The 25,720-nt window shown below is 63.8% G+C and carries 36 protein-coding genes; 25 read left to right on the forward strand and 11 right to left on the reverse strand.

Annotated elements, in window-relative coordinates; genetic code table 11:
- Positions 1-272 precede the first annotated feature (272 nt).
- From QMZ05_RS24540 to QMZ05_RS24565, 6 genes are all read left to right on the forward strand, one after another.
- Positions 273-557 carry a hypothetical protein gene (locus tag QMZ05_RS24540; protein WP_353703077.1) on the forward strand — a complete coding sequence of 95 codons (285 nt, stop codon included), beginning with the start codon at positions 273-275 and terminating at the stop codon, positions 555-557.
- Between the two features lie 236 nt (positions 558-793).
- On the forward strand, positions 794-961 hold the full coding sequence (locus tag QMZ05_RS24545; protein WP_353703078.1) for a hypothetical protein: 168 nt from the start codon (positions 794-796) through the stop codon (positions 959-961).
- 118 nt (positions 962-1,079) lie between these two features.
- Positions 1,080-1,385, forward strand: a complete 306-nt coding sequence (locus QMZ05_RS24550; protein ID WP_353703079.1) for a hypothetical protein — start codon at positions 1,080-1,082, stop codon at positions 1,383-1,385.
- 125 nt (positions 1,386-1,510) lie between these two features.
- Positions 1,511-1,735, forward strand: coding sequence for a helix-turn-helix domain-containing protein (locus QMZ05_RS24555; protein WP_353703080.1), 225 nt, complete (start codon positions 1,511-1,513; stop codon positions 1,733-1,735).
- The gene (locus QMZ05_RS24560) at positions 1,735-1,977 is read left to right on the forward strand and encodes an AlpA family phage regulatory protein (protein WP_353703081.1); all 243 of its coding nucleotides are present in this window, start codon (positions 1,735-1,737) and stop codon (positions 1,975-1,977) included. The genes QMZ05_RS24555 and QMZ05_RS24560 overlap by 1 nt, the downstream gene beginning before the upstream one ends.
- 99 nt (positions 1,978-2,076) lie before the next feature.
- A complete protein-coding gene (locus QMZ05_RS24565) occupies positions 2,077-2,379 on the forward strand; it encodes a hypothetical protein (protein ID WP_353703082.1) in 303 nt (100 codons plus the stop codon).
- A 2-nt stretch (positions 2,380-2,381) separates the two neighbouring features.
- Here the strand turns inward: QMZ05_RS24565 and QMZ05_RS24570 are convergent, their stop codons facing one another.
- From QMZ05_RS24570 to QMZ05_RS24580, 3 genes are read right to left on the reverse strand one after another with little or no spacing between them, the layout of a single operon-like run.
- Positions 2,382-3,305: a phage tail protein gene (locus tag QMZ05_RS24570; RefSeq protein ID WP_353703083.1), complete on the reverse strand. Its 924-nt coding sequence runs from the start codon at positions 3,303-3,305 to the stop codon at positions 2,382-2,384.
- A gap of 10 nt (positions 3,306-3,315) precedes the next feature.
- Positions 3,316-3,945 carry a hypothetical protein gene (locus QMZ05_RS24575; RefSeq protein WP_353703084.1) on the reverse strand — a complete coding sequence of 210 codons (630 nt, stop codon included), beginning with the start codon at positions 3,943-3,945 and terminating at the stop codon, positions 3,316-3,318.
- Positions 3,942-4,277, reverse strand: coding sequence for a hypothetical protein (locus QMZ05_RS24580; protein ID WP_353703085.1), 336 nt, complete (start codon positions 4,275-4,277; stop codon positions 3,942-3,944). Before QMZ05_RS24580 ends, QMZ05_RS24575 begins: the two co-directional genes overlap by 4 nt.
- Positions 4,278-4,392: 115 nt before the next feature.
- On the opposite strand from QMZ05_RS24580, the gene QMZ05_RS24585 reads away from it, so the two are divergent.
- The 9 genes from QMZ05_RS24585 to QMZ05_RS24625 all read left to right on the forward strand — a co-directional run bounded on the left by QMZ05_RS24585 (position 4,393) and on the right by QMZ05_RS24625 (position 9,304).
- Positions 4,393-4,587 (forward strand): hypothetical protein, encoded by a 195-nt coding sequence (locus QMZ05_RS24585; RefSeq protein WP_353703086.1) that lies wholly within the window; start codon positions 4,393-4,395, stop codon positions 4,585-4,587.
- A gap of 65 nt (positions 4,588-4,652) precedes the next feature.
- The gene (locus QMZ05_RS24590) at positions 4,653-4,862 is read left to right on the forward strand and encodes a hypothetical protein (RefSeq protein WP_353703087.1); all 210 of its coding nucleotides are present in this window, start codon (positions 4,653-4,655) and stop codon (positions 4,860-4,862) included.
- Positions 4,849-6,618 carry a hypothetical protein gene (locus QMZ05_RS24595; RefSeq protein WP_353703088.1) on the forward strand — a complete coding sequence of 590 codons (1,770 nt, stop codon included), beginning with the start codon at positions 4,849-4,851 and terminating at the stop codon, positions 6,616-6,618. Before QMZ05_RS24590 ends, QMZ05_RS24595 begins: the two co-directional genes overlap by 14 nt.
- Before the next feature lie 9 nt (positions 6,619-6,627).
- Positions 6,628-7,053 carry a hypothetical protein gene (locus tag QMZ05_RS24600; RefSeq protein WP_353703089.1) on the forward strand — a complete coding sequence of 142 codons (426 nt, stop codon included), beginning with the start codon at positions 6,628-6,630 and terminating at the stop codon, positions 7,051-7,053.
- A complete protein-coding gene (locus QMZ05_RS24605; RefSeq protein WP_353703090.1) occupies positions 7,053-7,391 on the forward strand; it encodes a hypothetical protein in 339 nt (112 codons plus the stop codon). The genes QMZ05_RS24600 and QMZ05_RS24605 overlap by 1 nt, the downstream gene beginning before the upstream one ends.
- A gap of 155 nt (positions 7,392-7,546) precedes the next feature.
- Positions 7,547-7,684, forward strand: a complete 138-nt coding sequence (locus tag QMZ05_RS24610; RefSeq protein WP_353703091.1) for a hypothetical protein — start codon at positions 7,547-7,549, stop codon at positions 7,682-7,684.
- A 7-nt stretch (positions 7,685-7,691) separates the two neighbouring features.
- Positions 7,692-8,525 carry a hypothetical protein gene (locus QMZ05_RS24615; RefSeq protein WP_353703092.1) on the forward strand — a complete coding sequence of 278 codons (834 nt, stop codon included), beginning with the start codon at positions 7,692-7,694 and terminating at the stop codon, positions 8,523-8,525.
- Entirely contained in the window at positions 8,522-8,752 is a 231-nt protein-coding gene (locus QMZ05_RS24620; RefSeq protein WP_353703093.1) for a hypothetical protein, read from the forward strand. The genes QMZ05_RS24615 and QMZ05_RS24620 overlap by 4 nt, the downstream gene beginning before the upstream one ends.
- 189 nt (positions 8,753-8,941) lie before the next feature.
- Entirely contained in the window at positions 8,942-9,304 is a 363-nt protein-coding gene (locus QMZ05_RS24625; protein ID WP_353703094.1) for a hypothetical protein, read from the forward strand.
- 3 nt (positions 9,305-9,307) lie between these two features.
- On the opposite strand, the gene QMZ05_RS24630 is transcribed toward QMZ05_RS24625, so the two are convergent.
- From QMZ05_RS24630 to QMZ05_RS24645, 4 genes are all read right to left on the reverse strand, one after another.
- Positions 9,308-9,958, reverse strand: coding sequence for a GDSL-type esterase/lipase family protein (locus tag QMZ05_RS24630; protein WP_353703095.1), 651 nt, complete (start codon positions 9,956-9,958; stop codon positions 9,308-9,310).
- A 91-nt stretch (positions 9,959-10,049) separates the two neighbouring features.
- A complete protein-coding gene (locus QMZ05_RS24635) occupies positions 10,050-10,196 on the reverse strand; it encodes a hypothetical protein (protein ID WP_353703096.1) in 147 nt (48 codons plus the stop codon).
- Positions 10,193-10,852, reverse strand: a complete 660-nt coding sequence (locus QMZ05_RS24640; RefSeq protein WP_353703097.1) for a hypothetical protein — start codon at positions 10,850-10,852, stop codon at positions 10,193-10,195. The genes QMZ05_RS24635 and QMZ05_RS24640 overlap by 4 nt, the downstream gene beginning before the upstream one ends.
- A gap of 392 nt (positions 10,853-11,244) precedes the next feature.
- Positions 11,245-11,862, reverse strand: coding sequence for a hypothetical protein (locus tag QMZ05_RS24645; protein WP_353703098.1), 618 nt, complete (start codon positions 11,860-11,862; stop codon positions 11,245-11,247).
- 320 nt (positions 11,863-12,182) lie between these two features.
- On the opposite strand from QMZ05_RS24645, the gene QMZ05_RS24650 reads away from it, so the two are divergent.
- Positions 12,183-12,710: a low molecular weight phosphatase family protein gene (locus tag QMZ05_RS24650; protein WP_353703099.1), complete on the forward strand. Its 528-nt coding sequence runs from the start codon at positions 12,183-12,185 to the stop codon at positions 12,708-12,710.
- Here QMZ05_RS24650 and QMZ05_RS24655 read toward each other — a convergent pair.
- Positions 12,703-13,137, reverse strand: a complete 435-nt coding sequence (locus tag QMZ05_RS24655; RefSeq protein WP_353703100.1) for an NUDIX domain-containing protein — start codon at positions 13,135-13,137, stop codon at positions 12,703-12,705. The genes QMZ05_RS24650 and QMZ05_RS24655 overlap by 8 nt on opposite strands.
- Positions 13,138-14,014: 877 nt before the next feature.
- Here QMZ05_RS24655 and QMZ05_RS24660 point away from each other — a divergent pair.
- On the forward strand, positions 14,015-14,923 hold the full coding sequence (locus tag QMZ05_RS24660) for a septal ring lytic transglycosylase RlpA family protein (protein WP_074127124.1): 909 nt from the start codon (positions 14,015-14,017) through the stop codon (positions 14,921-14,923).
- Between the two features lie 33 nt (positions 14,924-14,956).
- On the opposite strand, the gene QMZ05_RS24665 is transcribed toward QMZ05_RS24660, so the two are convergent.
- A complete protein-coding gene (locus tag QMZ05_RS24665) occupies positions 14,957-15,892 on the reverse strand; it encodes an alpha/beta hydrolase (protein WP_353703101.1) in 936 nt (311 codons plus the stop codon).
- Positions 15,893-16,067: 175 nt separating this feature from the next.
- Between QMZ05_RS24665 and QMZ05_RS24670 the strand changes: the two genes are divergently transcribed.
- The 3 genes from QMZ05_RS24670 to QMZ05_RS24680 are packed head-to-tail and all read left to right on the forward strand — an operon-like array spanning position 16,068 to position 19,052.
- Positions 16,068-17,327 carry a D-alanyl-D-alanine carboxypeptidase family protein gene (locus QMZ05_RS24670; RefSeq protein ID WP_353703102.1) on the forward strand — a complete coding sequence of 420 codons (1,260 nt, stop codon included), beginning with the start codon at positions 16,068-16,070 and terminating at the stop codon, positions 17,325-17,327.
- Position 17,328: 1 nt separating this feature from the next.
- Positions 17,329-18,015 (forward strand): dTMP kinase, encoded by a 687-nt coding sequence (gene tmk, locus QMZ05_RS24675; protein ID WP_353703103.1) that lies wholly within the window; start codon positions 17,329-17,331, stop codon positions 18,013-18,015.
- Entirely contained in the window at positions 18,012-19,052 is a 1,041-nt protein-coding gene (locus tag QMZ05_RS24680) for a DNA polymerase III subunit delta' (RefSeq protein WP_353703104.1), read from the forward strand. The genes tmk and QMZ05_RS24680 overlap by 4 nt, the downstream gene beginning before the upstream one ends.
- 16 nt (positions 19,053-19,068) lie before the next feature.
- Here QMZ05_RS24680 and QMZ05_RS24685 read toward each other — a convergent pair whose 3' ends face one another.
- The gene (locus QMZ05_RS24685) at positions 19,069-19,377 is read right to left on the reverse strand and encodes a hypothetical protein (RefSeq protein WP_353703105.1); all 309 of its coding nucleotides are present in this window, start codon (positions 19,375-19,377) and stop codon (positions 19,069-19,071) included.
- A 40-nt stretch (positions 19,378-19,417) separates the two neighbouring features.
- Here QMZ05_RS24685 and metG point away from each other — a divergent pair, with 40 nt between their 5' ends.
- The 5 genes from metG (at position 19,418) to QMZ05_RS24710 (ending at position 24,060) form a co-directional block, all read left to right on the forward strand.
- Positions 19,418-21,094, forward strand: coding sequence for a methionine--tRNA ligase (metG, locus tag QMZ05_RS24690; RefSeq protein ID WP_353703106.1), 1,677 nt, complete (start codon positions 19,418-19,420; stop codon positions 21,092-21,094).
- A 14-nt stretch (positions 21,095-21,108) separates the two neighbouring features.
- A complete protein-coding gene (locus QMZ05_RS24695; protein WP_353703117.1) occupies positions 21,109-21,900 on the forward strand; it encodes a TatD family hydrolase in 792 nt (263 codons plus the stop codon).
- Positions 21,897-22,703, forward strand: coding sequence for an MBL fold metallo-hydrolase (locus QMZ05_RS24700; RefSeq protein WP_353703107.1), 807 nt, complete (start codon positions 21,897-21,899; stop codon positions 22,701-22,703). Before QMZ05_RS24695 ends, QMZ05_RS24700 begins: the two co-directional genes overlap by 4 nt.
- A gap of 261 nt (positions 22,704-22,964) precedes the next feature.
- A complete protein-coding gene (locus tag QMZ05_RS24705; RefSeq protein ID WP_353703108.1) occupies positions 22,965-23,612 on the forward strand; it encodes a nitroreductase family protein in 648 nt (215 codons plus the stop codon).
- Positions 23,593-24,060: a MarR family transcriptional regulator gene (locus tag QMZ05_RS24710; RefSeq protein WP_353703109.1), complete on the forward strand. Its 468-nt coding sequence runs from the start codon at positions 23,593-23,595 to the stop codon at positions 24,058-24,060. Before QMZ05_RS24705 ends, QMZ05_RS24710 begins: the two co-directional genes overlap by 20 nt.
- A gap of 10 nt (positions 24,061-24,070) precedes the next feature.
- Here QMZ05_RS24710 and QMZ05_RS24715 read toward each other — a convergent pair whose 3' ends face one another.
- Positions 24,071-25,720 (reverse strand): acyl-CoA synthetase, encoded by a 1,650-nt coding sequence (locus tag QMZ05_RS24715; RefSeq protein ID WP_353703110.1) that lies wholly within the window; start codon positions 25,718-25,720, stop codon positions 24,071-24,073.

A 25,720-nucleotide genomic window follows, 5' to 3' on the forward strand; every position in this document is an offset into this window, starting at 1 on the left:
ACTACGGGGCGAGCGATACCGCACGCTCGCGCCAGTCAGCCGAGCCGCGCGCGCCAAGCACGATCACTCGGGCAGACCGCCCCCACCCGGGAGGGGAGCCGTCACCCCGGGTGGGGGCCGCTAATGGACGTCTCGTTGAAAATCTGGGTCCCGCTTCAGGCTCAAACAGGGACCCGTTTCCAGCCAGATGGGACCCTTGCACAGTTCCAGCAACGGCCCCACGTCATGGGAGGGGGGTGAACCCGGAGAACATGATGGTTTCGAGAGCTTTGATGTCGACGTTTCCGCTCGCGGAGGTCATCCGCGTGAAGACCAAGGATGGGACCCGCGATCTGACGACGATCGCGCAGGCAGCGACCTATCTGAAGGATGAGTTTGACTCGTCGATGGCCACCGATCTGAGCTGGATCATGGCAGCAAGCGGGCTGGAGCACGCCTCCGACGATCCGAAGCTGATCCCGCACGCAACCGCCGCGCTGCTGAACTTGCTGAAGACCGAGAACAGGATCGTAGTCCCGGACCCGGCGATCAGTGGTCACTTCGCGACGCAGAACTGACATCGCGCCAGCGCTCCGCTCCGCATGCCCCGCCGTGACGCGCAGGCGGGCCGCCCATGCGTTCGCGCTGATCGGTCGCTGTCTGAAGCGGGCAGGGTCGAAATAGCGCGCCAATTGGCTTCCCTGGCCCAGGCGTTAAGTTTTGATGGACGGCGCAGAGTGCGTTGCGACCTCAAACCTCGGGCCTAGCATCTGGGGCGTTGCAGATTCCCGCAACCGACAGATGGAGAAGACCGATGTCACCGACGAAACTTGCCGTTGCTGAAGCCGAGATCGAAAAGCGGGCCAGCGCGGCGCGCCGTTCTGGCGATCTCACTGAACTGCAGCGATGCGCTGCCGAGCTAACTGCGCTTTACCGGGCTTACTACGGCCACTTGGTGACATCGCCGCATCAACACCATTGACCGGTCGGGCAGCGGACTGGCCTGCCTCACGGGGGATTGATTTCCTCCGTGAGGCTTTTCCCCAATCCCTCCGGATCGACTCGGTCAGACTGCATACCGTCGAACTCAGGAGGCAGTCATGTTCTCGGTGGTCAAGGTTACGCGTCAGTTCATGCTTGGTAAGCCGATCGTAAGCCGCGATGATCTGCTGCAAGGTGCAGCGATGACGGCCGTTGCGCTTCGCGCGCGCCGTCCCATCGACGTCGCGCGGCTCCTCATTGCTCTCGGCCTGATCGGTGCCTTTGTCGCGGTTCTCGCCACCGATATCCGGAAGGAATGCCGCGCGGGCGCGTTCAGCTCCGGCTTCAGTCGCGGCTTTGATGTCGGCCATTGCGAGTACGTGATCCGAGCGTTGGGGACCGAGGTTCGCTGGCGCGTCGACTGAGGGTCTGCTCCGCAAATCATCCTAACGCCCCCGTTAGGGTGATTTCGTGGATAACTTTTCAACCTCTTGTACTCTAGCTTTTGGAATCAACTTAGCGTCGTAGCCGTCAACCAAGGAGACGGCCAATGGCCGACATCGAGCTACCGACCCGGCTGGCCACCGTGAAAGAGGCCTGCGTCTACGCCAAGATCGGCATGACCAAGCTTTATGCGCACCTCAATCGAGGGACTTTCGTCGCCTACAAGCGAGAGAACCAGACGCTGATTGATCTCGACACGGTCGACAACTGGACCAAAGCCAGTCTGCGGCCGTGGTTGCCGGCGAGCCAGAGAACGTCAGGGAGGGACTGATGCCGATATTACTGACGTTCCCCGAGCTGCGGGATCGCGGAATGATTCTGAGCCGCCGCCAAGTTGATCGGCTGGAAGCCATGAACAAGTTTCCAAAACGGGTCTCGCTCTCGGAAGCTCGCGTCGCTTGGCTTGAGGTTGAGATTGACGATTGGATCAAGGAGCGCATCGAGCAGAGATCGATGGCGTTGGGGACGCTCGGCAGCGGCCTCGGCCGGGTAACGCCGCGACGTAGACGATGAAGAACGATCCGGCCGGATCAACACCCTTGTAGTCCTCGGCATCTCGACCGCGTCGTCTTCTTCTGCTCACCTACGCGCCTTGAAAGCGGCGGAGGATGCATGACTGACGCGGCGGAACTGGAAGCGAGAGTGCTGCGGCTGGAATCGTTGCTGAGCGCGGTGCACGGCACCGCCGTTTCGATCCTCAGCATCATGGCGCAGGCGCTTGAAACCAGACAGGTCGTCGAGCGCGCAGAGCTTGCTGATGCGCTCGAACGGGCAACGGCGAAGGAGGCCCCGCAAACCCTTTCGCAGCGTCACGGGCACGATCTCCTCGCGCAGTTTGTAGCGGAATTGCGCGGTAAAGCGGACCCGCCAAGGTGGCCCGGTCCTCGCCTTGCGGTCGATAACGACCCTTCATAGCCTCATCCGGCCCGGATCATGGTGATGCCGCCGATGTAGGCCGGGGGCATGTTCTGGGCGGCACCTGCGCCAGCTACGTTGCTGTTCGCGTTGACGCCCGTGAAAGCCGTCGTGGCCGTCACGCCAGCCGAAGGTCCCGCATTGCTATAGGCGACGTAAGCTCCGCCGCTGCCCTGAAGCGCCGTCACTTGGTTGACAGGGGAAACCGGATGCGAGTGTCCCGGGTCGTTGACGTTGATCACGTGGTTGTGGGTCTGCAGCGACTGGTCTCCGCCACCGGTGAAGCGGGTGTTGCCATCGATCCCGGAAACCCCGGCCGTCACGCGTCCGGTGCCGCCGTTGAGCGTCCATCGTGCGCGCCCGCGCGCATCCGGCAGCGTTGTGCCGCCAAGGACTACAGCCAGCACCGGATACGAGGCCGCCGAGAATCCGGAGCCATCGCACAGCAGATAGGGTGGCGGAACGGACCCGGAGACCCACCCCGGCAGCGATGCGCCGGCATAGTCCCAGTATTCGCCGACACGTCCCAGATTCTTGAAGACGAGATTGCCCCCGATGTTGACGACGTCGCAAATCTCGCCGGGCGGAGGACATGCCTTCGCGCCGCCAGCAATGGTCGACTGCAGCGTGATGGTGAACGAGCCGGTGCCACTGCAATTGTTGAAGATTTCATAGCTCTTCTGGAACGAGGTCGGGAACGTGATCGTGACATTGCCGGTCAGGGTCGAATTGAAGGTGATGCCCTTGCTCTGGAACTGCGCGGCGGAGAGGACGATGTTCGAGTTGTTGAGGGGGATGACCGATTGCGCGCCCGCGACAAGATCGATCACGGTCATGTTGTTGTTGACGGGCTGATCCCAGACGCCGACGTCGTCGCCGCGCGCGGGCTCCTCAAGCTGGATGTTCGGGGTGAAGGTCGAGACCATGAGAGGGCTCCTATGCGGTGTGCTCCGTCGCTGCCGGAGCTGACCGGCGCGTTGCGGATGTTTCGAGAAACGACAGGTCGTCGGTGCTGCGGATCGCGGCCGACAGGCAGGCGCGGGTCAAGACAAACCAGTCGGCACTACGGCTCTCCCGCATCGCGGCTGCACCGCGCCGGATCATGTCGCCATCGAAGAAGACGGGCTTGCCGTTGCCTTGCGGGCGGCCGATCTTGGCCCGCACCGGCGCGCGCCTCGGCCCCGACTTCCTCGGCACGGTGCCGCGCCGCCAATGTGCGAGAATCGTGTTCGGGTGGTTCGCACGTCTGCGCTGCACATCCGTGAGGCCTGTACGCCATGACTCGATCTCGGCCTGATGTTCGACACAATGGATTGCGCCAACCCGCTCGTGACTGTCGGTACCGGCAAGGCCGTTCTCGTCCAGCCAGGACCGCATCAGCTTCTGATAGGCCGGTCCATAGGGGGAATTGACCCCGGCCTTCGCCATGCACTCTTGGCGTCCCGCGATGAGAGCCTTTCCGATGGCAATCCAGTCGTCAAAGGTTGCCTTGTCGCGATGCTGAATGCGTTGCCAAGCCTCGCGGCCGAGAGAGATGAGATCAGAAGTGGGCAAGTTGTCGTTCATCCGATGCCCGCCTGCATCGAGACCAGCGTGACCTTCGCGCCCGCGCTCGACGGCACATTCAGCGTCATGCGGTAGCCGGCGATAGGTGCGAGCGAGGTGCCGAGCGTGATGACCTGGTTGCTGCTGCCGGCGAGGATCGTGAACGGCGTTGGCGCGCTGCTGTTCGGACTCGGAAACGTTCCGCTCGGGTCCTCGTAACAGACGTCAACGGTCCAACTTGATCCGCCAGTCGACAAGATCGCGAAGCTGATCTGCTGCGGCGTCGCGTGCCAGCCTGCCGTTTGCCACGGAGACGATCCGCTTGAACTTTGAATGAGATACCGGGGCTGCACTGTAAGTTTTCCTTACGAAAAGCGTAAGCTGAGCTTACAACTAGCTGATATTGCAGGTGTTTTTTGCTTGGCGTACACTAGCGGCGTTCCGCAGTGTTCGCAATGGGAGCGCGCGATGCCGATTCTTCCGACCGATCTCGATGATGCCTATTCCGAAATCTACGTGGCCCGAGCACGGGTCGATGAAGCCACTCGCGCCTACAACAAAGGGGGTAGCGCTGCCGCCGTGAACAAGGCGAATGATCGCCTCGCTGCTGCGCATGACCGCATCTACGAACTCAACGCGGGCGTTGTCTGTGATCGTCGGTAATCGTCACCGCATCGCGTCGTTCGTCAGCGTTCCGCAGTAGTTGTCCGACAGCCGCAGCAAAACAAATGGCCAAGCCGAGATTCCCGAGAAAGCTTGAAGGATGGGTCACCGAGGCGCACGCCGATGCCGTCGAGGCAATTGCAATTGAGCGCCAATTGCCAATGAGCGCGGTGATGCGTGAGGCGCTGTCCGTCTATTTCCGCGCAATTGGAGTTACGCCCGTCGCGCGCACCAATGGACATAGCCGGGAGGCCGATCAGCGTGTCGTCGCTTGATTACGATCCCGGGCTCGATCCGCGCGCGGCCGATACGCTGCGCTCCGCGATGCTGAACGCTGGCTATCAGCCCAAGCCGCAGGCAGCATCGTCCGATTTCGATCCACAATCGTCGCAGCCGCCGTCATCTGACTTCGACCCGAAGGAATTTGCGGCCTACAAGACAGCGGCCAATCTGCAATGGCCCGGCAAGCCGGTTCGCAATGCTGAGCAATGGCCCGGCCAGCCTGTCGAGTCTTGGCCGGGACAGAAAGTTGCCAGCAATGAGCCGATGTCCTGGTCGGATGTTGGTCTGAGCGCTTTGCAGAACGCCCCGGGCAGCGCGGTGCAGTTCGGCCACGACATTGCGCAGCCGTTCCTGCATCCGATCGACACCGCGACCAATATCAAGAACCTCGGCCATGGCATCCTGCAGAAGGTCGGCATCATGTCCGGCAGCGAGGATGAAAAGTACGCCGATGCTGTTGGCCGGTTCTATGCCGACCGCTATGGCGGCATCGAGAACGTGAAGCGCGCCATTGCGAACGACCCGGTTGGTGTGCTCGGCGATCTCTCGGTGTTGTTGTCGGGCGGCGAGACCGCTCTCGCGCGCGTCCCCGGTGTCGTCGGCAAGCTCGGCGAGGTCGCGGGCGCTGCCGGCCGCATGGTTGATCCGCTGCGCGCCGCTGCTGGTGCCGGGAAGGTCGCCGGGCGGGCAGGTGCCGAGGCGCTGGGCCTGACGACCGGCGCAGGGCCGGAGGCGATTAAGATCGCGGCGCGCTCGGGATATGAGGGCGGCGAGGCGGCGAGGGCATTCCGCGAGAACATGACCCGCGCCGCGCCTATGGAAGACGTCGTCAATGATGCGCGCAACGCCGTCTCCCAAATGCGCCGGGAGCGCGGCGATGCCTACCGAACCGCAATGCAGGGTATCGGTGCCGACAAGACCATCTTGTCGTGGAACGACGTCGACACCGCGCTCGGCGACATGGACCGCGTCGCCACCTTCAAGGGGCAGTCGCTTTCGCCCTCGACCGAGGCCATGCGCGACAAGATCACGGGCGTGATCGACGATTGGAAGAATCTGCGGGCCAGCGAATTCCACACCCCCGAGGGTTTCGACGCCTTGAAGAAGAAGGTCGGCGACCTCCGGGACGCGGCGCAGCGCGGCACGCCCGAGCGTCTTGTCGCCGATCAGGCCTATAGCGCGATCCGCAAGACCATCGTTGACCAGGCCCCGGAATATTCGAAGGCGATGAAGGGCTATGAGCAGGCCAGCGCACTGATCAAGGAAATGGAGACGACGCTGTCGGCCAAGCCGAACGCGCCGGTTGATCGGACCCTGCGCAAGCTCCAAAGCGTTCTCAGGGACAATGTGAACACGGCATACGGTCGCCGCGCGGAGCTGGCGAACTACCTCGTCAATGCGGGCGCGCCGCGCCTGATGGAGAAGCTGGCGGGGCAGGCGCTGTCGTCATGGGCACCGCGCGGGCTCAATCGCATGCTTGCCGCTGGCGCGATGGAGAGCGTCCCCATGGCGCTCGGGCTCGGCACTGCGGGCGCGCATGGTGCGGCGTTTGCCGGCCTTGGTGCGCTGCCCACGATGAGCCCGCGCCTGATGGGTGAGGCCAGCTATGGCGCTGGGCGGGCAGCCCGCATGGCGACGCCGTTGTCGGTGTTGCCGCGTCCCGCGCGCCAGCTCGGGCGCTTGCCGAGCAGCCAGGAATTCAACCCCGACGACTTCGCCGCGTGGAAGCGGCAAGCCGCAGGTCAGTAGGAGAGTACGATGCCGATTGACGTCCGACAGGTTCACGCGCGGTCCGTGGAAGGCTTTCAGGCCGCCTACGCAGAAGAAACGGCAGCCTATCAGCGCGCAGCGCTTGCCGGCGATCTCGATGAGGCCGCCCGCGCTGCGCAGGCTCTCGCGGGGCTCCGCGCAACAATGCGAGAGCTGGAGACGCTGGCGAACGAGGCCATGACGCCGCGCCAGCAGCCGCTTGCAGGCGCGGAAGACCTATCTCATCGCGACGTCCAACTGGCGCGACATTACGGGCTCACGGCACAGGAGATCGGTGTCGCAAAGGGTTGGACGAACAATCCTGATCTGAGCGACGAAGACAAGGTCCGGCAGTACGTCGAGAACCGGCAACGATACCGGCACATGCGCGCGACCGGGGAATATCGCGACGACCAGGGCAAGGTGACTCGCTGATGTCCCTCACATTCAAATCATCCCGTCCCGAGTCGTTCCGGCTCGTCGGCACCGATGCCAACGGCCGAACGCGCGTTGCGACGGCGCAAAAGCAGTCCGGCGACTTTTACTGGAGTCTCCGGCTGGAGCACCCGAGCGGGCGCAATTGGCAGGCGCAGTACCATGGTCAGGCCGTGCTCGACGCGTTGGGCGAGCTGATGCGTTCGAAGGACAATGAGTACGTCCAGGACCGCGCGCGCGGTGACCGGCCTCATACCGACGCTGCCGATCTCAATTACGCGGTCAACGACGTCGATCCAGACGGTGCGCCCATCTCAAGCATCTTCCAACGGAGGTAGCCATGTCGACTAGGCAAGAACGGCTTCGCCAGTATGCCAACCCGCGCAGTCGGGATAATTGGTGCGGTGAGGCATCGGACAAAAAGTACATTGACCGATGGTCGCAGCGCGCCGAGGAGAACTCGCGGCTGAACCCGCGCGCTCGCGGCGGCGCAATGAAGTTGCCCGACACGAACATCGAGCTGCACGACACGTCGGCGAAGCCGCGCGGTGACGCGATGAAGAAGGCGAAGGCCGATCTCAATGTCGTCGGCGACTCGCCATTCATGAAGAGCGTCCGACGCCAAGCTTGAGATTGTCATGGCAACTCGCAGAAAGTACCGCGATGGCGGCAGGGTTCCGGTGGCCGACACGTCGCCGCAGTCGGCGGCGAGCGCGGACGTAACGCCGCCGCCGACTGATCCCAATCAGGACGCTTTGATCCGCGCGCTTGAAGCGCACCAGCACGCCCAAGCGCTGCAGCATGAGCCGCGCCCTGCCGGCGCGCAGGAAGCACCCCGCGAGATGACGCTCGACGAGTATGTCGGCGCGATCCCGGGCATCTCCGAATTCAAGCGTGCGACGCTCAAGGCGCACCCCGAGCTGTTGAACGCGGGCCGCGTTGGCCAAGAGGCCTATCACGAGGCCTTGGGGTTAGGCATCGCCGACGACAGCGAGCAAATGACGGCCTACCTCTTGTCGTCTGTCCGCGCCGACGCCGAGTATCGTCGCCAGCGCCAGATTGAAGCGGCGAAGGCCGCCGCCGCACTGGCCCCGCCGCCGAGGCCGGAGCTGAGTGTTGATCGCGAGGTGCAGCGCCTCGATGACGATGTTGCCTCGATGCAGGCCATCGCGAACGCGACCGCTGCGACTCCGACGTCGATCGCGTCGCAGGTAGCGCCCCCGATGCCCCGGCAGAGTACCAGGAGCATCCCAATGGCCGCGCCTGTCACTCGTGAGGTCCCCATGGCATCAGGCCAGCGGCTGTCGCCGTCGCAGATTCACCTCACGCAGGAAGAGCGTGACATTGCTCGGAACAGCTTCAGCGACCCGAACATGAGCAACGCCGAGAAAGAGCGGATGTATGCCATGAACAAGGTCAAGCTGGCGCGGATGAAAGCCAACGGGACCTATTCGGATCAGGGCGGGCGATGAACTTCTCCAGCAAGCCCATGATCGATTTCGCGATGATGATGCTGTTTCTGGAAGGCATGTGTGACAATCCGTATGTGCCGCTCAATGCTCAGACTACCGAAGATAATCCGTATCGGTTGCCCGGCGCGCCGCCACCCGAGGTGCTGAGCATCGCCGGAATGATTGAAGCCATCCGGATTTGCCACGGCAATGCCGCTGCCGCGTCCATCAAAATCACGGTGAACTGATGCCAGCTCTGACTTCCACCATGGATGACCTCCACCGCCTCGTTCTGCTCAGACTGCGAACGGTCCGCGCTTGGCCGAACAGCAACCAGGGCAGCGTTAGGGCGGCGCTCGAAGACTACGTCGACGCCGCGATGCATTTCGCTGGCGAGGACATCGAGTCCCCCGTCCAAATCCGCACGCGGCCCTGAGATGCCGGGCGAGAACTACAAGCCGCTGCAGCGGACCTTGGATCGCACGGAGCAGTTCGCCGCGCTGAATGAGTTCGTCATGGCGCGGGCCGGTTGGATTACCAGCATCCCCGGCGATGCCGAGATCAGGATCGAATGTTTGCCGGACTCGGAACTGCCGGATGATCTGCGACGTCTCGGCCATCATCTGCGCGAGGAGGGGGAGGGCCAGCGCATTCTCGCCCATGCGGTTACTCAGATGTTCACGACAGGCCCGGATGGCTCCCTCCAACCTGCGACCTTGGGATCGTCACACGAAGTAACACTCCGCGTCACGGGAGCAGGACTTGGCAAGGTGAAGCGCTATAGCTTCACGCTGGCGTAGCCATCACCGCGCTGATTGCTGCCCGCACAGGCGCGAGATCGCGGACATGATGGCTGGCGTCCAAACCTGATATCCGGCGCGATCAAGGTGGATGCCGTCAAACCGCATCTCCGGGGGCGGGTCCGGATTCACGAATTCGATGCCCGCCTCGGTTGAGGCCCTGCTGATCTCGCTGTTGACCGCTGCACTCGGCGCGTCGGCGACCGCGATCACTCTCGGGGAGAACCGCTTGAGGATTGTGAGCAGGCGCGAATAGTCGGCGCTGACGGTCGACGACCCGAGATCATTGGCTCCCAAAGCGACGACGATGGCATAGGGTTTCACCCGGCCGAGTAGGCCGGGTGCAAGGTTATCGAAATGGGAAATGGTGGTCCCGCCAACACCAGCGTTGACGACCACATGGCCGCAAGCCTCCTCCGGGAAGCGCGCCATCTCGGTGATGCTGTCGCCGAAGATCACGATCGGCTCCTTGGTGCCAGCCAGGGCAGCCCTGACAATGAACTGGCGCACGTCCGTGTGATCATGGAACGGGGGACGTCGCGAGGCTTCGGCGAGCCGGTCCCTGACTCGGTGAAGTTCGCGATAGGTGACACCGAAGCTGACGAGACAAACGGTTGCCACGATCCATGGCAAATAGCGCGGGAATGAAAGCACGGGCGCACCCCATCATTGGGGACCCGTGCATAAAACGCCCTTGGTCGGTGGCGGAACTCTCCTGCAAAGATCGGGAAATGTAAAGCCGGGCTTACTCTAGAACCTCATACTCAAAGGCGACGCCTTCCGGATCGTTCTCCTCGAACCACTTCTCGGCGGCTTCCACGGTGGCGAAGACCTTCAGATGATCTTTGTCACCAACCTGCTTGGCGGTGTTGACGTAGATGATGACGGTCATTGATCTCTCTTCAGCTTGCGCTTGCCCCAGTGGGGGTCCTTCCGGTTCGGATTGAACTCCCGGACTTCATGGCGCTTCAAGGCCCGCATGAAGCCGATCCGGGCCAGCATGGCCGGCCGATTGTGCTCGACCGCAAGCATTAGTTCGGAGATCGCAATCTGCCACTCCAGCTCGGCGGACTCCTTCTTCGGCAGCCTGGTGATATAGGTGGCGGCATCGTGGAGTGTGATCAGCACGCGCCCGTCCGGCAGTTCGATCGGATCATCGAATGCTCGGCTCCAGCCCTTGCGCTCCGGCATCCTCCGTACCCGCCCCAGCATTGCCATGACGATGATCAGCGCCGCCTCAATGGCGGCGATCCCCTCGGCGTTGACGGTTAGGTCGATCAGCAATCTGTCAGACATGCGCGGCTCTCCATTGAAAAAATTGAGAGCCTCGAAGGGGTGATTTAGTTGGTCGCCGTTCGCGCGCCGCGTCAACAGGCAAAGTGCCCCCGTAGTCCCTTGGTAGGGAACATAGCGACCGCTGCAAAGTCCTGACATGGCAAGCCAAACGGCAACGGCAAAGTCGGTTGTGTCAGTGGTGTGCCAGAAGGCGTTCCTCAAATCGTCGAGTTGTCCACAACGAAGTGGACGGGAAGCGGCTAGCGCTTCCATGCCCTCGTGAATGGCACCGCATGGCCAATCCGGTCATGCCAGTTCGGGACGATGTGCACGCTGCCGGCCGCGCCGCAGACGGCACAGACCAGCCGCCAGCCAACCCGAGACCATGGCTGATCTTGGGGCAGGGCATCGAGCCTGACGTCGACCGTGCGGCTGCAGTCGCAGCACTGGACGTTGCAGGTGACGTGGCCGTCAGCGACCCACCCGGCTGGACTTCCGGGAGGGAAGCGACCGGCCCATTTTGTGTACCGACGATGACGCATCCCGCGATCACAACGCGGCCGAGTCGTGCTGGCAAATTGTCAACGGGTAGGGGCTCGGAACAGCGGCGAGCTACTGCGCGTCGGGGATGTGGATTAAACTCCCGAGATCATGCGGCGACAATCCTATGGCTTTCGCCAGCCTGTTGTGATCAGCCGCTCTACTTCATCGCGGCACTCTTTGGCCATATCCTCGCGAAACGCCGTTTCCGTCCCTGCGAGGTTCTGAAGCGCGTTCGCCAGCCGAGCGACAATCGCGACCAATGTTCGCAGCTCGGCGATCGTAATGGACTTCGTCAATTGCGTCAGCGTCAGGTGCGCAATACCCAAGTTCCGGAAATGGGTGAGGCGGCCGTGGACGTTCCAATCGATCTCCCGGTAGGTGCGCAGGTATCCATCGATGCGTTCGGCTCGGCTCGGGCTGAAAACATCAGGGCCTCGCCGCGTCTCCAACTCCTGCAAGAGCGCTGTCCGCACGTCCGGCTCCATCAAGCTGTGATAGACGGTCTGGAGACTGACGACGTTCCGATCCGCGTCCAAGAGTATGGCCACCCGCAGTGCTGCCATCAGCAGGGTGTCCCGGTGAAGAACACTCACGGCCTGCCGCCAGTGCCCACCTGGATCGTTGTTGAGCAGCGTACCGTTCAGCGCGTCGGCCGCACCGAATGACCACGCGCACCGGGTGGCAACCGTGACGAGCCGTGAAGCATTCTGCAAAACGAAGTCAGCGCGGGGATCGGACATGGTCGCACCGTGGGGACAATCTCGGGGACAAGCGACGACAAACAAGGCCGCACGTCGTTCAACAAGGCCGGACATCCGGTCCAGCAAGTGATTGAAACATCAGATGCGGATCAACAAAACCGCACAGGCGGCAACCCGCCTGTGCGTATTTCAAGACCGGTGCCTTAAACCACTCGGCCACCCTTCCGTCTGAGCAGATCAGGCCCATAGCGTAGGGCGCGGCCGAACGCAACGCGAACCTGCCTGTGCAACCGGGCGCCAATTGGTCATTTGCCGGTATGCACATTGAAAAAGGCCTGATTTGATCGAAAAGGCCGGCCTTGGCTTTGCCGGCGTCAACGAGCCGCGCCGCGGATCATGCGCAGTTGAATGCAGCGCGGTTGACCGCCGAGGCCGACGTTGGCCATCATGAACCCATGAAGCGCGTCCTATTCCTTTGCACCGGCAATTACTATCGCAGTCGATACGCAGAAGAGCTGTTCAATCATCTGGCACGAGCCGGAAACGTCCCATGGCGCGCATCGTCCAGAGGTGCAGCCGAACGCGGCTCGCCCGACAATGTCGGAGCCATGTCGGTGTTTGCGGACGATCGCCTCCGCGCCAGCGGCATCGTTCCGGAAGGCGCAACGCGCTATCCGCAACCCTGTGCGTTGGCTGATTTCGACGGCGCGGACCTCGTCATCGCGCTCAAGGAGGCCGAGCATCGCCCGCTCATCGAGCGGCGGTTCCCTGATGTTGCCGACCGGGTGACCTATTGGCACGTGCACGACATCGACGTTGCCCATCCCGCGGACGCGCTGCCAATGATCGACGATCTGGTGCGCGGGCTGGTTTCGTCACTTAGCTAGCCGGTTCGCGCTTCAGGAAGATCGCCAGCGCATACTCCGCCGGGCGCGCGAGCATGCCGCGGAGACGTTCGAGGTCCTCGACTGCCACGATCTCAAGGCGACCTTCGGTGACGTTCAACTGGTCAATCGGCACGTCCCGAGCAAGGAACACCTCGCCGCGAAGGGTGCCACCCGGCGTCGCAGGATCCGGTCCGGAATAACTCCCGATCAGCTCGAAACGCTCGGGCGGCACGTAATGGCCGATCTCCTCGTGGATCTCGCGAACGACGCATTCCAGGAAGGTCTCGGTGCCCTCCCGCCGCCCGCCAAACAGGCTGATCTTGCCCGGATCGGAAACGTGCGAAAGGTCGTCGCGCAGTTGCATGAGCAACCGGCCGTCCGTGCTGACGAGGAGTGCAGACGTTCCCTCCCTTACCGCGCCGGTCATTCGCCAATCCTCTCGATGGGAAGGTGGAGGGTGCGTCAGGACTGGGGCTGGGAGAAGACGGCGCAGCTGCGGTGCGGATCAGGTCGCCGCGTACACACCTAGCCACACATCATCAGGATTGAGCGCTGTTGCCGACGTCGGATCGGCGACGGATGGGGTGAAGGTGGTCGGCCCGTTGCATGGGCGCAGATGGCGCCCAGCGCATTACGAGTTCAGCCGAAAGCGAAGGCCAGCAGGCTCGAGCACAACAGCACGAGGCTTGCCGCGGTCAGGGTTAGAAATCCGTCGGAGACCAAATCGTGATTACGCATGATACACCTGCCTTCAATCGATGCTCATCCGAATTGATTAAAGCTTTCCGAACTTTCTCTCCTGGAAAGAGGTGACGCGTCTTTCCGCCTTCAACGGACTGTCAGGCCCGGTACCGATAGCCTTCCACGGCGTGCGCCAAGAAGATCGCCGCACTCACCAGGCCCATCACCGCTGTAACCGTCTCGATCATCGCAAACTTCCTTTGCGCCCCACGCGGAAGAGAAAACGATTGCAGCCTTGCACAGTCAAAAAGATTCAATTGTTGGAATTCAAGATGCCGACCCACTGATGATTTGCTGCAACAGTGTGTCTGATAGCGGGACAGGCGAGGGCGTTTTGGGTGGCCGAGGCTCCGTAGAACAACTGAGGAGGCGCAACAGGCGGTTTACCAAAGTGCCATAGGGTTAAAGCTCTCCCCATTTCCGCCGTGTTCCGGTTGCGATATCGTCAAGCTCTGGTGCGGAGGTGGGCCGCACCGTGAAGAAAATGATCCCGACGCAGCGAAGTGGGCGCGGGTCCGGCAGAATGGTACTTGGGGCAGATGGGGACTAGACGGCCAGATTCGATGATCCGGACGGCGCGCGGTGCCGTTGCGGTGGCGACGTGCCTCGTCCTCGCCAATTGTGCCTCCTCCAACAAGTTCGCCAGCCGGGTCGATCCCAAATACGGCGTGTCGTCGAGCCCGCGCGTCGTCGCGCTGGGCGACCCCGTGCCGAAGGGCGGCGGCACCTACCGCATCGGCAAGCCCTATGTCGTCGCCGGCCGGACCTATGTGCCGGAGGAGAACGAGAACTACCGCGCCGAAGGCATGGCGTCCTGGTACGGCGATGACTTCCATGGCCGCCTGACCGCCAATGGCGAGGTGTTCGACATGGGCTCGCTGACGGCCGCCCATCCAACCCTGCCGATGCCGAGCTACGCGCGGGTCACCAATCTGAGCAACGGCAAATCGCTCGTCGTCCGCGTCAATGACCGCGGTCCGTATCACGGCAACCGCCTCATAGACGTCTCAAACAAGGCCGCCGAACTGCTTGAATTCAAAGGCAATGGCGTCGCCCGCGTCCGCGTCGAATATGTCGGCCGGGCGCCGCTCGAGGGCTCCGACGACCGCCAGCTGATGGCGACCCTGCGTACCGGCACGCCAGCGCCGTCACCGTCGATGGTCCGCGTCGCCTCTGCACGGCCATTCGTACCTGAGATGTCGTCCTCGTCCGGTCGTCTGCGCGGCGACGTTCCGCTGCCTGAGGGCCGGCCCTACAGCCTCGGCAACACCCAGGCTGACTATGCCTCGGTCAGCGCGACCTCCGAAATGTCGGCCTCGAGCCGTTCACGGGGCCGCGCCTTGAACAATCCGCGCGAGGTCTCCTACGAGAGCGACCCGCGCTATGCCGCGACCCCGAGCCCGGCCGCCGCCTACGTGCCGATCGACGCGCGCGGACCGGCCGAAGTGCTGAGCGGGCGCGGGCTCTACTAAGTCAAATCGTTGCGAATCAGGCTCTTGGCCTGATCATTTCAGGAACGCGATCAGCGCCGCATTGACCTCATCGGGGCGCTCCTGCTGGATCCAGTGGCCGGCACCCTCGATGATCAGCTTCTGCTTGAGGTTCGGCAGCACGCGCTCCATGTCCGCAACCCGCTTGGCGCCGATCAGCCCGGTAATCACCGAATCGTTCGAGCCGGCGATGAACAGTGAGGGCTGATAGATCCGGGCGTCCTGCCAGGGCGCGGTCAGCTCCCAGTTGCGATCGAGATTGCGGTACCAGTTCAGGCCGCCGCGGAAGCCGGACTGCCGGTAGCTCTCTGCGAATTCGGCGATGTCCGCCTCGGTGATCCAGGCTGGCAGCGGCGTTCCGGTCGGCAGCTTGCCGAGGAAGCCCTTGGCTTCGTCGACGAACATCGAGCTCGGATCGGAGACGCCACGTCCGAGCACCAGACGCATGGTGTGGGCAATGTCGCGCTCGAACTCGGCCTCGGCGACGCCGGGCGGCTGGAAGTACTGCCAATAGAAATTGGTGATGCCGCTCTCGCGCAGGGTTTCCAGCGGACGTCCGCGGCCGCGAAACGGCGGCGGCACGCTGAGGCCGGCGACCTTCGTGAAGACATCGGGACGGAACAGGGCCGCGTGCCAGGCGACCGGCGCTCCCCAATCGTGACCGACGATGACAGCCTTCTTCTCGCCGAGCGCAGCCACCAGTGCGACCACGTCGCCGACGGTATCGAAAATCGTATAGGCGCCGACATCGGCCGGCGCGGTGGTCCGGCCGAAGCCGCGCATGTCTGGGGCGGCGACTCGAAAACCTGCCGCGGCGAGCGCTGCGATCTGGTGTCGCCAGGAGTAGGACAATTCCGGCCAGCCATGGCAGAGGACGACCAGCGGGCCTTGCCCGGCCTCGCGCACGAACATGTCGATGCCGTTGGCGGAAATGGTGCGGGAGGATGACATTCGCGTTTCCGCCTTGTTTGCCGGTTCTGTTGTCGTTAGCTGGTTCCAGAGATTACTGACAAGGATACGGGCGTTCGACCCAGCCGGCAATCCAGCCGGCCGTGCACAAGCGGCGAAACCTCAGTTGTTTGCGATACTTCCAGCTGTTAGAACGCAGTCTTTCAGGACATCGCCGATGGCAGCCCCAACCGCAGTTCCCCGCACGTTGCTAGCTCGCGCCGGGCGTTGCTGGCGTGGCTTGGTCGCGGCCACGGTCGCCCTGGCGATCGGCTGCGGCGGGGTGGTCTACGCCGCCAACAACAGCGTCCAGGGAGCCAAGAAGGAAGAGGGCGGGTTCGACGGCGACGCACCGACCGCGATCCTGGTTGAGGCCTCCTCGGGCAGCGTGCTGTTCGAGAAGAATGCCGACGAGCTGCGCGCGCCCTCCAGCATGATGAAGCTGATGACGGCCGAGGTGGTGTTCGACGCCATCAAGAAGGGCGACATCAAACTGACCGACGAGTACCGGATCAGCGAGAACGCCTGGCGGCGGGGCGGGGCGCCGTCCGGCACCTCGACGATGTTCGCGGCGATCAACAGCAAGGTCTCGGTCGACGACCTCCTGCACGGTGCGATCATCCCGAGCGGCAACGACGCCTGCATCGCGCTCGCCGAGGGCATCGCCGGCAACGAGCATACGTTCGCAACCGACTTCATGACCAAGCGCGCCCGCGAGCTCGGCATGACCAAGTCGACCTTCGGCAATTCCAACGGGCTGCCGGACCCGACCAACAAGATGACGGTGCGGGAACTCGCGGTGCTGGCGCGCCACATCATCCTGACCTACCCGGACAGGTACAAGCTGTTCGGCGAGAAGGAATTCACCTGGAACAAGATCCGCCAGCAGAACCGCAATCCGCTTCTGAACGCGTTGCCCGGCGCCGATGGGTTGAAGACCGGCTACACCAAGGAAGGCGGCTACGGCATGGTCGGCTCGGCCGTCCAGAACGACACGCGGCTGATCGTCGTCATCAACGGGCTCGAGGATTCGGAGGATCGCGCGACCGAGGCCAAGAAGATGCTGGAATGGGGGTTCCGCAGCTTCGAGACTCGGGTCCTGATCGCGGCCAACCAGCCGGTCGGCTATGCCCGGGTGTTCGGCGGCGAGAGCCGCTCGGTCAAGCTGGTCAGCCCCGATCCGATCAAGGTGATGGTGTCGAAGAACGGCAACGACAAGCTGCTCGCGCGCGTGATCTATAGCGGCCCGGTCAAGGCGCCGATCGCCGCCGGCCAGCAGATCGGCGTCGTCCGGGTCTGGCGTGGAGCCAACGTCGCAATGGAGACCCCTGTCTACGCGGCAGATGCCGTCGGTACGGGATCGACGATGCGCCGCGCGCTCGACGGCGCCCAGGAGCTCGTCATCGGAATGTTCCGCGCAGGGGTCGAGAAGCTCTGACATGGCGGAAGCAGCAGTCCAGCGGCCGAGCTTGCGCGGTCGGTTCATCACCTTTGAAGGCGGCGAGGGGTCGGGGAAATCGACCCAGATCCGCAAGCTCGCCGAACGGCTCGATACCGCGAAGCTGCGCGCCATCGTGACCCGCGAGCCCGGCGGCTCGCCGGGGGCCGAGATCATCCGTCACCTCGTGCTGTCGGGGATGGGCAAGCTGCTCGGGCCCGAGGCCGAGACGCTGCTGTTTGCCGCGGCGCGCGACGACCACGTCCGCACCGTGATCCTGCCGGCGCTCAACCAGGGCATCTGGGTGCTGTGCGATCGCTTCTTCGATTCCACGCGCGCCTATCAAGGCCAGCTCGGGCAGGTGTCGCCCGAACTCGTCAACGCCATGCAGCGTGTGACGATCGGCGATCTCAAACCTGATCTGACCTTTATCCTCGACGTACCGGTCGAGGTCGGCCTGCAGCGCGCCGCCGCGCGCCGCGGCAACGCCTCCGCTGATCGCTTCGAGGCCGAGGGCATCAAGTTCCACCAGGATTTGCGCGACGCATATCGCCGGATCGCGGCGGAAGAGCCGGAGCGCTGCGTGCTGATCGACGCCACGGCGGATCCGGACACGGTCACGGCGAGGATATGGGCCGCGCTGCGCGAGCATCTGCGCGCGACGCTCACGGCGGACAATCCCGCATGAGCGCGCGCAAGGTCGAACAGGAGAGCACCGCTCGCCATCCGCGCGAAACGTCCGATCTGTTCGGGCATCGCGAGGCGGAGACCGCCTTGCTCGATGCCTATCGCAGCGGGCGGATCCCGCACGCCTGGCTGATCGGCGGAGCCCAGGGCATCGGCAAGGCGACACTGGCCTACCGCATGGCGCGCTTCGTGCTGGCGTTCCGCAATCCGAAATCGTCCCAAGTTCAGGCGGCGCCGACGCTGCGGGTCGATCCATCCGATCCGGTGGCGCGGCAAGTCACGGCGGGTGCCCATGGCGGCCTGCTGGTGCTGGAGCGCGGCCTCAACGACCGCGGCGTAATGCGGACCGTGATCACGGTCGACGAGACACGCGAGACCATCTCGTTCTTCGGCTCGACCGCTGCGGTCGACGGCTGGCGCGTCTGCATCGTCGACACCGTCGACGAGCTCAATCCGAACGCTGCGAACGCGCTGCTGAAAATCCTGGAGGAGCCGCCGCAGCAGTCGCTGTTCCTGCTGGTCAGCCACGCGCCGTCGCGGGTGTTGCCGACCATCCTGTCCCGCTGCCGCAAATTGCTGCTGCGGCCGCTGGAGACGGGCGATGTGCTGCGTGCAGCCGCGGCCGCAACCGACATCGCAGCTGACGATCCTGCGCTGGCTGAAGCCGCGGCGGCATCAGAGGGCAGCGTCGGGCGGGCACTTTCGTTGCTCGGCGGCGACGCGCTCAAGTTGCAGCAACGCACGGCCGCGCTGCTCGCGACACTTCCGAGCGTCGATCCACGTGAGCTGCACGCGCTGGGCGATGCGCTCGGCACCAGCGACCGCGTCGCGCTCGCCGCTTTCATCGACGGCATCGATCGCTGGATGAGCGAGCGCATGCGCACCGGCGATGCCAATGCCAATCTGCCGCGCCTTGCACGGCTGGCGGAGGTATGGGAAAAGATCGTCCGCGCCGCGCGCGATACCGAAGCCTACAATCTGGAGCGCAAGCCGCTGGTTTTCTCGGTGTTTTCGATGCTCGCGGATGCGACCCGGTAGACGCCAAGTCTCAAAATCACATCTGTCTGACGACACTCCCGACAATCTCGTTTCGATCTGCAAAGGATTCCGTGGTGGCGACCGCTAAGAAGAAATCGTCGAAGAAGGCCAAGAAGACGAAGAAGGCATCGCCCGCCCGCGCAACGAGGAAGGCCGCTGCGAAATCGCGCGCGGCCAAGAAGGGTGGGCGCGTCGCCAGGAAGGCGAGGAAGGCCGCGAAAGCCAAAACGGGAGCCAAGACGTCGGCGGCAAAGAAGGCTGCCAAAAAGACCGTGAAGAAGGCTGCGAAGAAGACGGCCAGGAAGGCGGCCGCGAAGGCCGCCAAGACCGCGCCGAAGAACGCAGCCGCAGCGGTTGTCGCATCAGTGGCACGGAAGCCCGCATCTCCGAAGCCTCCGGCTGCCGAGAAGGCGCCGAGACCGGCAAAGGTTCGCACGCCGAAGCAACCCAAGGCCGCAGCGGCGACTCCCGCATCCGCATCCCATTCGGCGCCAGCCGCAGATCGCGGCAACATCTACTACATCACGACGGCGATCGCTTATCCGAACGGACAGCCGCATATCGGTCACGCCTATGAGGCGATAGCGACCGATGCGCTGGCACGCTTCCAGCGGCTCGATGGCAAGGACGTGTTCTTCCTGACCGGCACCGACGAGCACGGGCAGAAGATGATCCAGACCGCGCAGGGCGAGGGCATGACGCCGTACGATCTCGCGACCCGCAACGCCGCGCGCTTCAAGGAGATGGATGAGCGGCTCAACGTCTCCTTCGACCGCTTCATCCGCACCTCGGAGCCCGCGCATCACCATTCCTCGCAAGCGATCTGGAATCGCATGCAGAACAACGGCGACATCTATATCGACACCTATGCCGGTTGGTATTCGGTGCGCGACGAGGCCTATTATGCCGAGGAAGAGACCGTCGTCGGCGAGGACAATGTTCGCCGCGGCCCGCAGGGCACGCCGGTCGAATGGGTCGAGGAGAAGAGCTATTTCTTCAAGCTCTCGGCCTACCAGGACAAGCTCCTGCACCTCTATGAGAGCCAGCCCGATTTCATCGGTCCGGATTCGCGCCGCAACGAGGTGATGAGCTTCGTGCGCGGCGGGCTGAAGGACCTCTCGATCTCGCGCACCACGTTCGACTGGGGCGTCAAGGTCCCCAACGATCCCGAGCACGTGATGTATGTCTGGGTCGACGCATTGACCAACTACATCACAGGTGTCGGCTATCCCGACGAGAACGACAAGCACTGGCGCTACTGGCCGGCGGACGTGCACATCATCGGCAAGGACATCATCCGCTTCCACGCGGTGTACTGGCCGGCCTTCCTGATGTCGGCCGGCATCCCCCTGCAGAAGCGTGTCTATGCGCACGGCTTCCTGTTCAACAGGGGCGAGAAGATGTCGAAGTCGGTCGGCAATGTGGTCGACCCCTTCAATCTCGCCAACCAGTACGGCGTCGACCAGGTGCGCTACTTCTTCCTGCGCGAGGTGCCGTTCGGCCAGGACGGCAACTACAACCACGAGGCCATCGTCGCGCGCATCAACGCCGACCTCGCCAATGATTTCGGCAATCTGGCGCAGCGCTCGCTGTCGATGATCGCCAAGCAGCTCGGCGGCGTGCTGCCGGAGCCCGGCGAGTTCAGCGACAATGACAAGGCGATCCTGGCGCAGGCCGACGCCATGCTGGAGACGTCGCGGACCGCGATGGCGGCGCAGCAGATCCATCAATGGCTCAACACCGTCTGGGCCGTGGTCGCCGAGGCCAACCGCTACTTTGCCGGCGAGGCGCCGTGGGCGCTGGCCAAGACCGATCCGGCGCGCCAGAAGACGGTGCTCTATGTCACCGCCGAAGTCGTGCGCCAGATCGCGATCATGGCGCAGGCCGTAATGCCCGAGTCCTGCGCCAAGATGCTCGACAGCCTCGGCATATCAGCGGATGCGCGCAACTTCACGGCGATCGCGGAGCGGATCAGGCCGGGCACGACGCTGCCGGCGCCTGTCGGCGTGTTCCCGCGCTACGTGGAACCGAAGACCGAGTGAGCGGTTCGAAATTCATGCTGGTCGACAGTCATTGCCATCTCGATTTTCCTGATTTCGCCGATGATCTCGACGGGATCGTCGGGCGCGCTGAGGCGGCCGGCATCGGCCGCATGGTGACGATCTCGACCCGCGTGAGGCGGCTCGGCGGCCTGCTTGCGATCGCAGAGCGCTTTCCCGACGTCTACTGTTCGGTCGGCACCCATCCGCATCACGCCGATGAAGAGGACGGCATCCCGGCCAGCGAATTGATCGAGCTGACCAAGCACCCGAAGGTCGTGGCGCTCGGCGAGGCGGGGCTGGACTATTTCTACGAGCACGGCTCGCGCGAGGCCCAGGAGCGCGGCTTTCGTGCGCATATCGCCGCGGCCCGCGAAACCGGCCTGCCGCTCGTCATCCACACCCGGGAGGCCGACGAGGATTGCGGCCGCATCCTGGAGGACGAAGTCGCGAAAGGGCCGTTCAAGGCCGTCCTGCACTGCTACACCGGCGGGCGCGAGCTCGCGATGAAGGCGATCTCGCTTGGGCTGTCGATCTCCTTCACGGGCATCCTGACCTTCAAGAAGTCGGACGCCCTCCGTGCGCTGGCCGCGGAGTTGCCGGCCGACCGCATCATGGTCGAGACCGACGCGCCGTATCTTGCGCCCGGCAAATTCCGCGGCAAGCGCAATGAACCTTCCTACGTCGTCGAGGTCGCCAAGGTGCTCGCCGAAACGCGCGGCGTTTCCCTGGAGGAGATCTCGCGGCAGACCACTGAAAACTTCTTCCGGCTGTTCTCCAAGGTGCCGGCGCCGAAAGTTGCTGCATGACGCTGACACTGACAATTCTGGGCTGCGGCTCTTCCGCCGGTGTGCCGCGCCCGGCGCTCGGCTGGGGTGCCTGTGATCCGAACAATCCAAAAAACCGCCGCCGCCGCTGCTCGATCATGGCCGAGCGCACCATGGAACACGGCACCACGCGGGTCGTGATCGATACGGCGCCCGACCTGCGCGAGCAGCTGATCGACGCCAATGTCGAGCATATCGACGCGGTGTTCCTGACGCATGAGCACGCCGACCAGACCCACGGCATCGACGATCTGCGCTCGGTCGTGCTGCACCAGCGCCGCCGCATCCCGGTCTACTTCAACCAGTCGACCGCCAAGGACATCATGGCGCGGTTCTCCTATTGCTTCATCTCGCCGGAGGGCAGCGACTATCCGCCGATCCTGACCCGGCATTCGATCGAGGCCGCCGAGAGCCACACGGTGCAAGGGAAGGGCGGTCCGCTCAAGCTCGAGGCCTTCTTGGTGCAGCATGGCCGGATTCCGGCGCTTGGCTACCGCATCGGCGATGCCGCCTACACGCCCGATCTGCACGACATTCCCGAGGAGAGCTGGCCGGCGCTGCAAGGCCTCGATCTCTGGATCGTCGACGGCCTGCGCTATGCGCCGCATCCCAGCCATTTCAGCGTCGCCGACGCATTGTCATGGGTCGAGCGCTTCAAGCCGAAGCGCGCCGTGATCACCAACATGCATTCCGACCTCGACTACGAGGTGTTGCGGCAGAGCCTGCCGGCCGGCGTAATCCCGGCCTATGACGGCATGCGGCTGACGCTCGATCGGGCAGGCTGAAAATTCAAATAGTCCAGGGCTGATCAGACACCGCGCGTCGATCGGGCGCGCGGTTCCGTTCGCCAGCGCTGCCGATGCCTCGCAGCCGGGCATTGACCTTTTGCGCGCTTCCGATATCGTTATGATCATAACAATATCGGGAGGCCGCAATGGCGGAAGCTGTGACAGTGCGGGATTATACCGACCGCACGCGATATGACGCGCTGATGGACGTCGTGAAGAACCGCTTGACGACCCGGGCATTCGACTCCAGCTACGGCAATGCCGCCGGAACATTACGACATGATCCTGGAAGCGGCGCGGCACGCGCCGTCGGGCGCCAATGCCCAGCCCTGGCACTTCATCGCCGTCACCGATCAGGACCTCAAGAACAGGATCACGGAGTATTTCCGCGAGGAGCAGGTCGCGCGTGCCCGGCTCAAGATGAAGTTTCCAACGCCCGACTATCGCGGCCTCGCGTCGGCCCCCGGCTTCATCGTGGTCGCCAGCGACTTCCGCTGGGTCAAGGCGTTTCCGGTGCTCAACGACGGCTCCGCGCTCGACAAGATGTACAAGGAGAATGCCGAGCGCATTCTGCTGCAGAGCGTGGCGGCCGCGACGATGTCGGCGCATCTGGCGGCCGCAGCCCTTGGCTATAACGTCTGGTGGGTGACCGCGATCGGGCAGGAGAAGGCGCAGCAGGCGATGAAGCCGCTGCTCGGAATTCCCGATGAATTGTCCGTGCTCGACATCATGTGCTTCGGCCCGCCGGCCAAGCCGCCCTACAAACGCTGGAAGAAGAGCCTGGCCGATATCAGCAACTGGAACAGGTTCGATGAGCAGCACTTCATGACGGAAGCCGAGATCGACGAATGGGTTTCGACCACGCGCCACAAGGTGATGTACCGCGATGCCGAGAACGTCGACTAAGGCAGCGGCGCCGGTCAGGCGCCTTGCGTCGGACTACCGGCTGGAGGACCAGGTCGGCTTCCTGCTGCGCAAGGCCTATCAGCGCGCCTCGTCCAACCTGGTCGAACGGATCGGCTCCTACGACCTGACGGCGCCGCAATATGCAACGCTGGCCCGGCTCTACGAGCGCGGAGCGCTGTCGCAGAACCTGCTCGGTCGGCTGGTCGCGATGGAGCCGGCCAACATCCGCGACGTCGTGCTGCGGCTGAAGAAGCGGCGCCTGGTCGCAACGCGGCGCGACCCGACCGACAAGCGGCTGATCTTGATTGATCTGACCGCGGCCGGCACAGCGCTGGTCGAGCAGTTGATCCCGATCGAGATCGAATGCACGGCGACGACGCTGGCGCCGCTCAAGGCCGACCAGAAGCGCCAGCTGTACGAGCTGCTCGGCCGCCTTGCAGAGGGCTGAGCGACGCAGCTTACGCCGAAATCGCCTTGGCCGATCCGACCGCGTTGCGCAGCAGGAATTTCTGGATCTTGCCCGTGGAGGTCTTCGGGATCACGCCGAACACCACGGATTTCGGCGCCTTGAACCCCGACATGTGCTCGCGGCAATAGGCGATGATCTCGGCCTCGGTCGCCTTGGCGCCGTCCTTCAGCTCGATGAAGGCGCAGGGCACTTCGCCCCATTTCGGATCGGGCTTGGCGACAACAGCCGCAAACAGCACGGCCGGGTGCTTGTAGAGGATGTCCTCGACCTCGACGGAGGAGACGTTCTCGCCGCCGGAGATGATGATGTCCTTGGAGCGGTCCTTGATGATGACATAGCCGTGCTCGTCGAGCACGCCGAGATCGCCGGTGTGAAACCAGCCGCCGGCGAACGCTTCCTGCGTCGCCTTCTCGTTCTTCAGATAGCCCTTCATCACGATGTTCCCGCGGAACATGACCTCGCCGATGGTCTCGCCGTTGCGCGGCACTTCGCGCATGGTCTCGGGATCGAGCACCGTGACGCCTTCCTGCAGCGGATACGACACACCCTGACGCCGCTTCAGCTGCGCGCGCGCATCGGCCGACAGCTCATCCCAGCCGGGTTGCTCGGCGCAGACGGAGGCGGGGCCATAGACCTCGGTCAGGCCATAGACGTGGGTCAGCTTGACGCCGATGCGCTCGGCGCCCTCGAGCACCGCAACCGGCGGCGCTGCGCCTGCGATCAGGCCGACGACGGGTTTCGCTTTGCCACCCTTCGGCGCATCGGGGGCGTTGATCAGCGTGTTGTAGACGATCGGCGCACCGCACATGTGGGTGACGCCGTGCCTCGGGATCAGCTCGAAGATCTTGGCGGGATCGACCTTGCGCAGGCAGACATTGACGCCGGCGGTCGCCGCGATCGTCCACGGGAAGCACCAGCCGTTGCAGTGGAACATCGGCAGCGTCCAGAGATAGACCGGATGCTGGCCGAGATTGCCGGCGAGGATGTTGCTGACGGCGTTCAGATACGCGCCGCGATGATGGGTCACGACGCCCTTCGGATTGCCCGTCGTGCCCGACGTGTAGCTCAGCGCGATCGCATCCCATTCGTCGGCCGGCGGCCGTTCCACGAATGCCGGATCGCCAGCCGCGACCGCTGCTTCGTACTCGATCTCGCCGATCCGCTTGCCGCCCACAAACGCCGCGTCATCGACATCGATCGCGATCGGCTTTGCGCCCTTCATCAGCGTCAAGGCTTCCGCGATCACGCCCGAGAATTCGGGATCGACAAGGATGATCTTCGCGCCGCCATGATCGAGCTGGAACGCGATCGACGCGGCATCGAGGCGGATGTTCAGCGCGTTGAGCACCGCGCCGGTCATCGGCACTGCAAAGTGCAGCTCGTTCATCGCCGGGATGTTCGGCAGCATCGCTGCGACCGTGTCGCCAAGGCCGATGCCACGGCCCGCGAGATAGGACGCGAACTGTTTGCAGCGCTCGTAGGTCTCGTTCCAGGTGAAGCTGCGGCCCTCATAGACCGCGCTGACGTGGTCGGGATAGACCGCGGCCGAGCGCGCCAGGAAGCTTAAGGGCGTCAGCGGCACGTAGTTGGCAGGCGTCTTGTCCAGCCCGATCGAGTACTGGTTTTGAGCTGCACTCAT

Origin of the sequence: Bradyrhizobium sp. INPA03-11B (assembly GCF_040446015.1) — a bacterium.
Taxonomy (GTDB): Bacteria; Pseudomonadota; Alphaproteobacteria; order Rhizobiales; family Xanthobacteraceae; genus Bradyrhizobium; species Bradyrhizobium macuxiense_A.

Coding starts and splice junctions, on each gene's coding strand:
- QMZ05_RS24540 (WP_353703077.1), top strand. CDS start 273: ATGTCGACGTTTCCGCTCGCGGAGGTCATCCGCGTGAAGACCAAGGAT.
- QMZ05_RS24545 (WP_353703078.1), top strand. CDS start 794: ATGTCACCGACGAAACTTGCCGTTGCTGAAGCCGAGATCGAAAAGCGG.
- QMZ05_RS24550 (WP_353703079.1), top strand. CDS start 1,080: ATGTTCTCGGTGGTCAAGGTTACGCGTCAGTTCATGCTTGGTAAGCCG.
- QMZ05_RS24555 (WP_353703080.1), top strand. CDS start 1,511: ATGGCCGACATCGAGCTACCGACCCGGCTGGCCACCGTGAAAGAGGCC.
- QMZ05_RS24560 (WP_353703081.1), top strand. CDS start 1,735: ATGCCGATATTACTGACGTTCCCCGAGCTGCGGGATCGCGGAATGATT.
- QMZ05_RS24565 (WP_353703082.1), top strand. CDS start 2,077: ATGACTGACGCGGCGGAACTGGAAGCGAGAGTGCTGCGGCTGGAATCG.
- QMZ05_RS24570 (WP_353703083.1), bottom strand. CDS start 3,305: ATGGTCTCGACCTTCACCCCGAACATCCAGCTTGAGGAGCCCGCGCGC.
- QMZ05_RS24575 (WP_353703084.1), bottom strand. CDS start 3,945: ATGAACGACAACTTGCCCACTTCTGATCTCATCTCTCTCGGCCGCGAG.
- QMZ05_RS24585 (WP_353703086.1), top strand. CDS start 4,393: ATGCCGATTCTTCCGACCGATCTCGATGATGCCTATTCCGAAATCTAC.
- QMZ05_RS24590 (WP_353703087.1), top strand. CDS start 4,653: ATGGCCAAGCCGAGATTCCCGAGAAAGCTTGAAGGATGGGTCACCGAG.
- QMZ05_RS24600 (WP_353703089.1), top strand. CDS start 6,628: ATGCCGATTGACGTCCGACAGGTTCACGCGCGGTCCGTGGAAGGCTTT.
- QMZ05_RS24605 (WP_353703090.1), top strand. CDS start 7,053: ATGTCCCTCACATTCAAATCATCCCGTCCCGAGTCGTTCCGGCTCGTC.
- QMZ05_RS24610 (WP_353703091.1), top strand. CDS start 7,547: ATGAAGTTGCCCGACACGAACATCGAGCTGCACGACACGTCGGCGAAG.
- QMZ05_RS24615 (WP_353703092.1), top strand. CDS start 7,692: ATGGCAACTCGCAGAAAGTACCGCGATGGCGGCAGGGTTCCGGTGGCC.
- QMZ05_RS24620 (WP_353703093.1), top strand. CDS start 8,522: ATGAACTTCTCCAGCAAGCCCATGATCGATTTCGCGATGATGATGCTG.
- QMZ05_RS24625 (WP_353703094.1), top strand. CDS start 8,942: ATGCCGGGCGAGAACTACAAGCCGCTGCAGCGGACCTTGGATCGCACG.
- QMZ05_RS24635 (WP_353703096.1), bottom strand. CDS start 10,196: ATGACCGTCATCATCTACGTCAACACCGCCAAGCAGGTTGGTGACAAA.
- QMZ05_RS24640 (WP_353703097.1), bottom strand. CDS start 10,852: ATGGAAGCGCTAGCCGCTTCCCGTCCACTTCGTTGTGGACAACTCGAC.
- QMZ05_RS24645 (WP_353703098.1), bottom strand. CDS start 11,862: ATGTCCGATCCCCGCGCTGACTTCGTTTTGCAGAATGCTTCACGGCTC.
- QMZ05_RS24655 (WP_353703100.1), bottom strand. CDS start 13,137: ATGACCGGCGCGGTAAGGGAGGGAACGTCTGCACTCCTCGTCAGCACG.
- QMZ05_RS24660 (WP_074127124.1), top strand. CDS start 14,015: ATGATCCGGACGGCGCGCGGTGCCGTTGCGGTGGCGACGTGCCTCGTC.
- QMZ05_RS24665 (WP_353703101.1), bottom strand. CDS start 15,892: ATGTCATCCTCCCGCACCATTTCCGCCAACGGCATCGACATGTTCGTG.
- QMZ05_RS24670 (WP_353703102.1), top strand. CDS start 16,068: ATGGCAGCCCCAACCGCAGTTCCCCGCACGTTGCTAGCTCGCGCCGGG.
- tmk (WP_353703103.1), top strand. CDS start 17,329: ATGGCGGAAGCAGCAGTCCAGCGGCCGAGCTTGCGCGGTCGGTTCATC.
- QMZ05_RS24680 (WP_353703104.1), top strand. CDS start 18,012: ATGAGCGCGCGCAAGGTCGAACAGGAGAGCACCGCTCGCCATCCGCGC.
- QMZ05_RS24695 (WP_353703117.1), top strand. CDS start 21,109: ATGCTGGTCGACAGTCATTGCCATCTCGATTTTCCTGATTTCGCCGAT.
- QMZ05_RS24700 (WP_353703107.1), top strand. CDS start 21,897: ATGACGCTGACACTGACAATTCTGGGCTGCGGCTCTTCCGCCGGTGTG.
- QMZ05_RS24705 (WP_353703108.1), top strand. CDS start 22,965: ATGCCGCCGGAACATTACGACATGATCCTGGAAGCGGCGCGGCACGCG.
- QMZ05_RS24710 (WP_353703109.1), top strand. CDS start 23,593: ATGCCGAGAACGTCGACTAAGGCAGCGGCGCCGGTCAGGCGCCTTGCG.
- QMZ05_RS24715 (WP_353703110.1), bottom strand. CDS start 25,720: ATGAGTGCAGCTCAAAACCAGTACTCGATCGGGCTGGACAAGACGCCT.